Source organism: Ramlibacter sp. (genome assembly GCF_029866045.1).
In the GTDB taxonomy this organism is placed as follows: Bacteria; Pseudomonadota; Gammaproteobacteria; order Burkholderiales; family Burkholderiaceae_C; genus Ramlibacter.
In genome coordinates, this window is the sequence record NZ_JARXAB010000085.1 from 23,103 (window position 1) to 31,235 (window position 8,133).

10 protein-coding genes and 1 riboswitch are annotated in these 8,133 nt (G+C 65.2%); of the genes, 1 reads left to right on the forward strand and 9 read right to left on the reverse strand.

What is annotated here, in order from left to right; all coding sequences use genetic code 11:
* The first annotated feature begins 23 nt into the window (after positions 1-23).
* On the forward strand, positions 24-299 hold the full coding sequence (locus tag QE494_RS09770) for a hypothetical protein (protein WP_300042827.1): 276 nt from the start codon (positions 24-26) through the stop codon (positions 297-299).
* On the opposite strand, the gene QE494_RS09775 is transcribed toward QE494_RS09770, so the two are convergent.
* From QE494_RS09775 to QE494_RS09815, 9 genes are all read right to left on the reverse strand, one after another.
* The gene (locus QE494_RS09775) at positions 296-895 is read right to left on the reverse strand and encodes an NAD(P)H-dependent oxidoreductase (RefSeq protein ID WP_300042828.1); all 600 of its coding nucleotides are present in this window, start codon (positions 893-895) and stop codon (positions 296-298) included. The genes QE494_RS09770 and QE494_RS09775 overlap by 4 nt on opposite strands.
* A gap of 4 nt (positions 896-899) precedes the next feature.
* Entirely contained in the window at positions 900-1,943 is a 1,044-nt protein-coding gene (locus QE494_RS09780) for an ABC transporter substrate-binding protein (protein ID WP_300042830.1), read from the reverse strand.
* A gap of 28 nt (positions 1,944-1,971) precedes the next feature.
* On the reverse strand, positions 1,972-3,402 hold the full coding sequence (locus QE494_RS09785; protein WP_300042831.1) for an FAD-binding oxidoreductase: 1,431 nt from the start codon (positions 3,400-3,402) through the stop codon (positions 1,972-1,974).
* Positions 3,399-3,581 carry a hypothetical protein gene (locus tag QE494_RS09790; protein ID WP_300042833.1) on the reverse strand — a complete coding sequence of 61 codons (183 nt, stop codon included), beginning with the start codon at positions 3,579-3,581 and terminating at the stop codon, positions 3,399-3,401. Before QE494_RS09790 ends, QE494_RS09785 begins: the two co-directional genes overlap by 4 nt.
* Positions 3,578-4,438, reverse strand: coding sequence for an ABC transporter permease (locus QE494_RS09795; RefSeq protein WP_300042834.1), 861 nt, complete (start codon positions 4,436-4,438; stop codon positions 3,578-3,580). Before QE494_RS09795 ends, QE494_RS09790 begins: the two co-directional genes overlap by 4 nt.
* 17 nt (positions 4,439-4,455) lie before the next feature.
* On the reverse strand, positions 4,456-5,247 hold the full coding sequence (locus QE494_RS09800; RefSeq protein WP_300042836.1) for an ABC transporter ATP-binding protein: 792 nt from the start codon (positions 5,245-5,247) through the stop codon (positions 4,456-4,458).
* Between the two features lie 3 nt (positions 5,248-5,250).
* Entirely contained in the window at positions 5,251-6,066 is an 816-nt protein-coding gene (locus QE494_RS09805; RefSeq protein WP_300042838.1) for a creatininase family protein, read from the reverse strand.
* 256 nt (positions 6,067-6,322) lie between these two features.
* Entirely contained in the window at positions 6,323-6,451 is a 129-nt protein-coding gene (locus QE494_RS09810) for a hypothetical protein (RefSeq protein WP_300042840.1), read from the reverse strand.
* Positions 6,452-6,534: 83 nt separating this feature from the next.
* Positions 6,535-6,604, reverse strand: a riboswitch (S-adenosyl-L-homocysteine riboswitch).
* A gap of 26 nt (positions 6,605-6,630) precedes the next feature.
* Positions 6,631-8,133 (reverse strand): hypothetical protein (locus QE494_RS09815; protein ID WP_300042842.1); only part of this gene is annotated, 1,503 nt, incomplete at its 5' end.

An 8,133-nucleotide genomic window follows, 5' to 3' on the forward strand; every position in this document is an offset into this window, starting at 1 on the left:
CGGCCTTTCAGGGGGAGGTGTGGTTGGCGGAAGCAATCCAGGACGAACCCGCTTTGTGCGCGCACCGGGGCCTGGAAGGTGTCCACCGGGAGCTCGCCCGTATCGCCCAGCAGGGCGCGTCCATCGGGCAGCACTTGGTCGACGCGATCGACGACCGCACTGCTGCCCGGCTCGACCGCATTCTCCCCGGAGAAGTGGACGAGAGCACTCCCCCGACAGGCGGCGGCATACTCGGCGAGGGACTGGCCGACGGTTTTCATGCGGTGCACTCCGAGGGGAATTCCTTCGAACATCCCTAACGGACGAGGGATAGGCGGTGACCGACCCGATCGAGAAATCGCAGGCGTTCATCCTCGGTCGCGTTGTTCATGTTGAAAAGCTGCAGCCAGAGCGTACGGCAGCGTCGCGCGAAAAGCGCCCGCAGTCCGCGCATGAAAAGGCGGCGGCCTGGGTCGCCCATCATGACCAGCCACCACCAAGGAGCGCCGGAGGTCGTGATGCAGCCCAGCCACCGGATGTTCTGCAAGCCCGCTGCTCCAGCGCGCTCGCCCTTGCGGGCGGGCACCCGGAAAGCCACGCCTGGAAGCCAGGTGCGTTCGAGCCACCCCTTGAGCATCGCGGGCGGGCCGTAGAACCAGGTCGGGAAGACGAAAAGCAGCCCCTCGGCCCAGCGCAGGAGGTCAACATGCCGCTGAACGGCGGTGAGGTTGGCTGCCGTATCGGCAAGGTAAGTGCTGCGCTCCTGCGGACTGAGGACCGGATCGAATCCCTCGGCGTAGAGGTCCAGGAGTTCGACCTCGTGGCCGCCATCGCGCAGGGCCTGCAGGGCGCGGTCGCGTAGCGCCGCACAGTAGCTGCCGGCCAGCGGATGGCAATAGACCGCCAGGATACGCATGCGCTCAGCGGCCGCCGAGGCGGCGCTTGATGTCCAGCCCAAAGCCCTTGTTCACGAACTGGGTTGTGGCCACCTTGGAGAGGTCGACTTCGCCCGGCTTGTACAGCCCGGCGGTGACCATCTTGTCGTAGAAGCTCTTGACACGCTCCTCGCTCATCGCACCGATACCGCGTGTCAGTGCGTCGCCGCTATCGACGATCTGCAGGTCCTTCATCAGCTTGACAGAGGCCTCGATGTACTCCTCGGTCATGTCGGGATTGTCCCTGCGAATTAAGGCGTTCGCGGCAGCGCGGTCACCGTACATATAGTTGTACCAGCCGGCGATGGTGCCCTCCATGAAGCGGCGAACCAGGTCGGGCTTTTCGCGCACGAGTTGCGTGCGGGTCTCGATGGTCGTCGAGTAGGTGTTGAAGCCGTGGTCGGCCAGCAGGTGGACCACCGGATCGAAGCCGGCCTGGCGGCGCACGTTGATCGGCTCGCTGATCGAGTAGGCCTGTTGGACGACGCGCTTGTCCGTCAGGAAGGGGCCCAGGTTGAAGGTGTAGGGCTTGAGCTGCTCGTCGCGAAAACCATGGTCGGCTTTCATCCACTGCCAGAAGCTGAACTGGCCGTCCTTGGAGACCAGCACCGCTGGTGCCTTCTTGACGGCATCCCACTTATCGTAGCCCTGCCCCGGGTGGGCGATGATGGCCTGCGGATCTTTCTGGAAGATCGCGCCGATGACAGTGATGGGTACGCCGTTCTTGATCTGGTCGAACGTGAGCAGCAGGTTGCCGGTCATGAGGAAGTCCAGGCGTCCGACCGGCAGCATGGGCCGGTTGTTCACCTGTGGTCCGCCCTGCTGGATCTCGACGTCCAGTCCAAGCCGGCGGTACGTGCCGTCGGCCACGGCCTGGTAGAAGCCGCCGTGGCCCGCCTGCGCGCGCCAGTTGGTTCCGAACACCACTTTCTCAAGCGCAGGCGACTGCGCGAAGGTGGGCAGGGCCGTTGTTGCGGCCAGGGCGGCGCCGAGTACGGAACGCCGGGACAGGGAAGCAGACTGGGACATCGCGTTTTCTCCGGTGGGTTACAGGGGATCAGGGGAGCGGGTGGAGCGCCATGCCTGGCGACCATCCGCGTGTCTTGCCGGGGTTCATTAACCCCAGCGGGTCAGCCCGCTTCTTGAAGTCGATCTGTGCGGTGTCGATCGTCTTCATGCCGCCGTCCTCGATGGTCACGACATGCGGGTTGAAGATGACGCAGCCATCGGACTCGATGCTGCGAATGATCTCGTACTGGTGCGCGGTACCCTTCCAGCGAACCAAGAGGAGGGCGAAGGTCGCGTACTCACCATGCATACGGGCGAATTCCTGGTGCTGCAGCACGTCGCCACCAAAGCGCTCGATATGGCGGTCAATGATCGCCGGGTCGAAGGGCTGCGGGTAGGCCACCTGCAGATAGGTCCACCCGCGATCGACCTTGAGCACCTGCAGAGTGGTGTGGTTGTAGGCGCACTCATAGGCTGGTGGCAGACCCCTGGCTTCGAGCTCGGGCTCGGTCATCGCCAGCGACACCTCGCCGCCTTGCGCCTGCACCAGCGCGCGCAAGGCGTCCAGCGAGTCGGGCGCCACCATGACGAACAACGCGTGACGGTCCGCCGGAAAGTGCTGCCCCAGTACCGGGTAGTAGGGCGAAAAGCCTGCGTCCACCGCCGACAGCAGGAAGAGCTCTATGTCCGGTCGGCTGGCGGCGATCGCGGCGTCCATCACCTGCCGGTAGGTGGGAAACAGCGCGATCACATGGATCCAGTCGACCGCCGGACTGAGCGCCACTTCGACCTCAGTGATGATGCCGTTGGTGCCGTAGGCGTGGTGCACCTGCTGGATCTCGTCCCCCGCGAGCTCGATCACTCGCGGCTGTGCCTCCACCGAGACGATGCGGCACCGAAGCAGGTTACCGCTGTCGCGTAGAACACCATGGCGGATAGAGCCGACGCCGCCGAAACCGCCAGCGATGAAGCCGGCGATTGTGGCTACACGCCAGGTGCTGGGCCACATCCGAAGGGCCTGGCCAGTCTCCCGCGCCGCCTGCTCGATGTTGCTCATGCGTGCCCCGCATTGCGCCCTTACCCGGCCGGGCGCGACCTCGAGGATGCGCATCATCTCCGTCACGTCGAGCACCAGGCCGCCGACCAGGGGGACGCATTGGCCGTAGTTACCGGTACCTCCGCCGCGCACAGTCAAGGGCAGCCGGTGCCGCGCGGCCACGGCCGCCACGCGCAGGACGTCTTCTTCGGTGCTGCACTTGACCACGAGGTCGGCCACGCACCCGCGCAGCTCCTCCTCGAGGATGGGGCTGTACCAGAAAAAGTCCCGGGACAGACTCTTTCGTTGGCGAGGCACTGTCACGAGGTTCAGTCCTGCCAACTCACCCGCCACGGCAGGCCAGTCGACTTCGGAGGCAACGCCGTGGTCCTCGGCCACATGTGAGGGCGGGGCCGGGATCTCGAGCGCCAGGGGATTGTTCATGCCGGGCTCCTTTCTTCGGCGGGGCAGCGGCGCAGGCCGTCGAACTCGCGAAAGTCAGGCAAGGCGGCCTCGCTCGCCGCCAGCGGCTCGCAAAGCGTCGGCGGTATCCGGGCACCACGCAGCCAGGGACGCGCAGGCGGCGAGCCCGTAGCGGCGAGGAAGTCTGGAGCGAGCCTCATGACTCCCGACGCATCTCGCTCTCATGCCAGTGACCAATCATCAGCTTCGCCAGCGCGGCGAACGCCACGAAAATCACGATCCCCAGCAGCGACACCAGCAGTAGCGCCGCAAACATCATGGGGATTTCGGTGCGGAACATCGACTCGAGGATGCGCGAGGCCAGGCCCGTGTTGCGGCCCGCAGACCCGGCGGTGAACTCGGCCACCACCGCGCCAATCAGGGCGAGCCCGCCCGCGATCTTCAGGCCGCCCAGGAAGTAAGGCAAAGCACTGGGCACTAGCAGGAAACGAAACAGCTGCCATGGGCTCGCGCGATAAAGGCCGAACAGGTCGCGCAGGTTACTGTCCGCGCTCTTGAGACCAATCACCGTATTGGACAGGATGGGAAAGAAAGCCACGATCCAGGCGCAGATCAGCAGCGCCGCCATCGTGTTGTCCACATAAATCAGGATCAGGGGCGCGATCGCCACGATCGGGGTGACCTGCATGACCACCGCCAAGGGGAACAGGCCGATCTCCACCCACTTGGAGAGTGCGAAGGCCATGGCGAGCAGCACCCCGCCAACCACAGCCGCGGCGAGGGCCATCAGCGTCAGCTTGACGGTGAACCAGAGCGATGGCGCCAGGCTGTGCCACTGCTCGAACAGCGTGCGCAGCACGAGCGTCGGCGCCGGCAGGATGTAGTGCGGGATCTGGTTGATCCGCACGATCGCCTCCCAGGCGACGAGCAGTAAGGCGATGAGGGCCAGCGGAAGGATCACGCGCAGCCCAGCCTCGCGGCGGCCGGCGCGCGCGATCTGCTCGGCCGGGTTGGAGGCCTGGACGGCTGGCAGCGGCGATGCGGTCGAGGGGTTCATGGGTGATCCGGTAGGGTTCAGTGGTCGATCGCCAAACCGTCGAGGGTGGCGTGCAAGGCCTTCTGCACCCGCACCACGTGGGCGTTGTAGCGCTCGGAGACATGGAAGTCGCCCGCGTTTCTGGGGTACGGCTCGTCGATGTGGATCTGGTCGACCACCCGGCCCGGGCGCGGGGCCATGACCACGATGCGGTCGGACAGGTAGACCGACTCGTACACGCTGTGGGTGACGAAGATGATCGTGAAGCGGTGTTCCTTCCAGATGGCCAGCAGGTCGTTGTTCAGTTTGCTGCGCGTCATCTCGTCAAGCGCTGCAAAGGGCTCGTCCATCAGGAGGAGGCGCGGCTGCGTCACCAGCGTCCGGGCGATCGACACGCGCATCTTCATGCCGCCGGACAACTCGCGCGGGTAGACGCTGGCAAAGCGGCTCAGGCCCACCATCTCCAGCGCATGGCGGACCTTGGCGTCGGCCTCGCCGCGTGACATGCCCGCCAGGCGCATCGGCAGGAACACGTTGTCGAACACCGTGGCCCAAGGCATCAGCGTCGGCTCCTGGAATACGAACCCGAGGTCGCGACGCTCACCCCCTGCGGGGGTCGGCGCCTGGTGCCAGACCAACTCGCCGCCGGTGTTGCGCGTGAGGCCGGCCATCAGGCGCAGCGCCGTGCTCTTGCCGCAGCCCGAAGGACCGAGAAAGCTGATGAACTCGTGGTCGCCCACGTCCAGGGTCATGTCCTGCAGCGCCAAGGTGCCATTGGGGAAGCGCTTGCTGACGCTGCGCAGGCTGACCAGGGGGGCGGATGCGCTCATGGTTCAGCTCCAGGCAGGCGGGTTGGCAAGGCGGGCGAGGTCAAAGCGGTCCACCTCCTGAAGCAAATCGACGAAGCGCCCTGCCACATGGTCGATCACGGCGCGGCCCTTGTCCGCCGTCGCGCGGCTGGCGTCCCCACAGGCCCCCTGCGGATTGAGGTCCTGCGTCTGCCAGCCAAACTTACCGGACGGGCCGATCGACAGGAACTGGTTCTCGCGGGCCAGGGTTTCGGTCAGGGACTCGAAGTCCTGAGCACGGTCCATTCGCACGTTGCCCGGCGCCACAGCCAGCATGACGGACGTTTCGAGGTCGCCGGCGTGAATGCCATGAGCCATCTCCCTCGGGGTAAACATGCCTGGGGGCAATCCCAGCGTGAACCAGTGCGCGCCAACAGCGAGCATGCCGTGGCGCTCGCGCAGGTCCCGCACGACGATATCCATCACTGACATCTGCCCACCATGGCTGTTGAACAGGACGAGCTTGCGCACGCCGCTGCGGGCCACGCTGTCGCAGATGTCCATCCACGTGTCGATCAGCGTGCGGGCGGAGAGCGTGAGCGTGCCCGGATAGCGCGAATGCTCGTTGCTCTTGCCATAGGGCAGGGTCGGCAGGAACAGCACCGGAAGCTCATCAGGCAGGCGCGGCACGGTGGCCGAGACCACGGCGTCGATCGTCGCGTGATCGGTGGACATGGGCATATGCGGCCCGTGCTGCTCGACGGCACCCACTGGCAACACCGCGATCAATCGCTCGCGCGGCAGCGCAGCAAAGGACTCGCTGGTGTGGTCGCTCCAGAAACGACTATGCATTTTGGGCATGGACGGGATCGATAGGCATTGACACCCCTCAATCTATGGAACTTGACCAGTCGATCAATATCGGAAACCCTTAAAGGCTGCCATTGCCGAAATTTCTCAATGTAAATCCTTGAAGTTAACCCCTTTTTTTCTTGACCAAGTGATCAGAAAAAGGCCCATTCTGGTGCGGCGCGACCGAGGCCAGCACCGTGGTGGTGATCCACCTCGGTGGGTCTCGATCACGCCAGGGCGTGGCTGAACCCGTCGCGACGGTGTTCTAGGAGCTTTTGCGCGACGCTTCGCGGCTCTTGACCACAGCGTCGATGCGGGCGAGCGTGGCGGCGGCCGGGTCATGCCAGTGGCTGGCGCAGTCGGCGGCAGCGACCGCTTTGAGAATGGCGTTCATGCGTGCTCCAAGATCAGGTGGGTGGACCAGAAATCCACTGCAGCCTGGGAAGCACCGGGGTTAGGGGCTCAGCACACGGACGCAGTGGGTGCGCGTCGTTGCGGATTGAAGCCCGAGCCTCGCACATGGTGCGCTGCAACGCTCCTCGGGACAACAAAACTATAGGGGCCAGTGCAATTTCAGTTCGACTTGAAGACGGAAACCCGGTTCCCGTTCACGACCATCAAATAGTCGCGGGCCATGAAAAGCCCCATCGGGAGAAACGTCCCATCCTGGGTGACTTGCGTGTTGGTGGGCGTGGTCGGGGCCCGTCCGAGCACCCGGTCGGCAGGCTGGAAATTCCGAGTGGGAAAACGGTTCCAAAGTACGACCCGACTTCCGTAGGGATCGGCGATGGCCAATTGCTCGCCGTTGGAAGTGACCTCGCCCAAGAAGCTGCCACCGGCATTTCCGGAACTGACTATGGCGTCCCTCGGATCGATCGCCCCGCTGGTGCTGAAATCGGGCTGCCCGAGGACGAGATCGGCCGGCTGGAAGTTGCTGCTCGGAAACGAAGTCCAGACCAAGGCGCGCTGGTTCCCTGCATCTACCACCACCAGGCGCGTACCGTCCGTCCATAGGCCCACCGGGGCGGACAGGGAGCGGTTGCTGAGCCCGGGGGTCCCCCCCGAGGATGCAGGTGCATTGGCAATGCATGAAGTGAGGCCGGACTGCCCTAAGACCACGTCGGGCGCCTGGTTCGAAACAGTCGGCATCTGGTTCCAGATGAGAACCCGGTTGTGGCCGCTGTCGGACACCAGCAATTTGCCGTCAGGCGTCACCGAGACACCCGTAGGCCGCATCAACCGCCAGGGGAAGACGTTACAGCCCACGCTGACGCTCAGCTCGGTGAAGTCGGAAGCCCCCAGCACCACAGTGGGAAGAACGGCTGGGGACTCCACAGGGGAGCGGTCATAAATGGCCACCCGATCCGCTTCGAACTCGCTGACCACGAATCGGCCCGCCCCAGCCGCAATGCCGCGCGGGCTGATTCGGTGGGCGGCGTCGACCACCCTGGCGTTGCTGAAAAAGTCCGGCTGCCCGATGACCGCTGACGCGGTCGCGCCATTGGCCTGCGCAATGGCATCGAACACCATCAGGCGGTGATTCCCGGTATCGGGGACGACGAGGCGCCCCTCGGGCGAGAGCCAGGGATTGCCAACCGGATTATTGAGGTTGCCAGACGTAGGGCGGCCTGACGAAACCGGCTGGTTCGCGCCGTTGGAGATGAAATCCGGCTGGCCGATGACTGCCACCGCAGGCTGGTGATTGATGAACTCCAGCGGCACCAGAAACCGCTCGGAGAGGGGGGCGAGCGCATTGCCGGCCCGATCGCGCGCCGCCAAGCCGATTACCTGACCAGCCCCCCGGGGCCAACCGCCGGGACCCGGAGACAGGGTGAGGGTGTCGGCGCTGGTAGTCCAGCTTGGAGAGCCAGCGGTGGCGAGGTCGCCACTGAGCACCAGACTCGCGGTGTCCATGGGCTCGCTAAATCCGATTACCAGGGCCTGGTACTTCAAGAGGGCCGGGGGCGCTGTGACAAAGCGCGCGGCTGGCGCCACTGTGTCCACCACGGCAGGCGGCGTCCCGCCCTCCGCGCCAGGGGAGCCCCCACTTCCCCCTGCCCCTGCCCCTGCCCCCGT